Source organism: Streptomyces sp. NPDC058650 (assembly GCF_042717315.1).
Classification (GTDB): Bacteria; Actinomycetota; Actinomycetes; order Streptomycetales; family Streptomycetaceae; genus Streptomyces.
In genome coordinates this window covers 1-1,206 of record NZ_JBHXRL010000073.1, presented here as the reverse complement: position 1 = coordinate 1,206, position 1,206 = coordinate 1, and the positions used below count along the sequence as shown (strand labels likewise).

General features: G+C 70.6%; 2 protein-coding genes. Both read right to left on the bottom strand.

Translation table 11 applies throughout. From position 1 onward, the window contains the following. The coding region (locus ACFWWU_RS37335) for an ATP-binding cassette domain-containing protein (protein ID WP_384153684.1) at positions 1–374 on the bottom strand (374 nt) is incomplete at its 3' end. Further along, a partial coding sequence (locus tag ACFWWU_RS37330) for an ABC transporter ATP-binding protein (protein ID WP_384153681.1) occupies positions 371–1,206 on the bottom strand: 836 nt, incomplete at its 5' end. The genes ACFWWU_RS37330 and ACFWWU_RS37335, both read right to left, overlap by 4 nt.

The window sequence follows — 1,206 nt, the reverse complement described above, 5'->3', positions numbered from 1 at the left end:
AGCCGCGGCTGCAGGCGCGGGAAGAGCTCGAGCACGGCGGCGAGATCGCCCTTGCCGCCTCGGCTCCAGGCGCCGAGCATGAGGTTGTCGCGCACCGACAGGGTCGGGAAGCACAAGCGGTTCTCGGGCACATGGGTGAGCCCGAGCGACGCCATCTTCTCGGTCGGCTTGCCCGTGATGTCGACGCCGTCGATCGTGACGGTGCCGGCGGTGGGGCGGATCAGGCCGTTGAGCGCTCGAAGCAGCGTCGTCTTGCCGGCGCCGTTCGAACCGACGACGGTCACGATCTCGCCGGGTGCCACCGAGAGGCTCACCTCGTGCAGAATGGCGAGCTTGCCGTAGCCCGCGTCGAGGCGGTCGACTGCGAGGGTCATGACTGGTCCTCCAGTTCCTTCAGCTCGGCCTCGGCCTCTTCGGCATCGGTGCCGAGGTAGGCGACGATGACCTTGGGGTCGTTGCGCACCGTCTCGGGGTCGCCGTGCGCGATGAGCACGCCGTCGTCGAGCACCGCGACCGAGTCGGCGAGCGCCATCACCTGGGCGACGTCGTGCTCCACGAGCACGATCGTGAGCCCGGCGTCGCGCAGCGCTCGCAGCAGTTGCGCGAGCAGTTCGCGCTCGCTGCCCGAGAGGCCGGCCATCGGCTCGTCGAGCAGCAGCAGCGCAGGCTCGGCGGCGAGCGCCCGGCACACCTCCATCATGCGCTGGCGGCCGAACGGCAGGTCGCCGGCGGCGAGGCCCGCGACGTCGCCGAGGCGCATCGAGTCGAGGATGTCGTGCGCGATCTCCTCGTGGGCGTACTGCTCGCGGCCCTGGAGCCCGAACATGCCGCGGAGGATGCCGGCGCGACCCTTGCGGTAGCGGCCCATGTAGACGTTGCCGACGACGTCGGTCGACGAGAACACCTGCAGGTTCTGGAAGGTGCGGGTGAGCCCCGCCTCGGCGCCGACGTGCGGCTTGCGCCCCTGGATCTCCTCGCCGAGGAAGCGCACGGTGCCCGAGGTGGGGGCGATCGCGCCCGTGATCATGTTGAAGCACGTCGTCTTGCCAGCGCCGTTCGGCCCGATGAGGCCCATGATCTGCCCGGCGGGCACCGTGAGGGTCACGTCGTCGACGGCGACCACGCCGCCATAGCGCTTCGTGAGCCCCGACACCTCGAGGATCGGCTCGCCGGTCGCGACCGGAGTCGAGACGGTCGGAATACGGG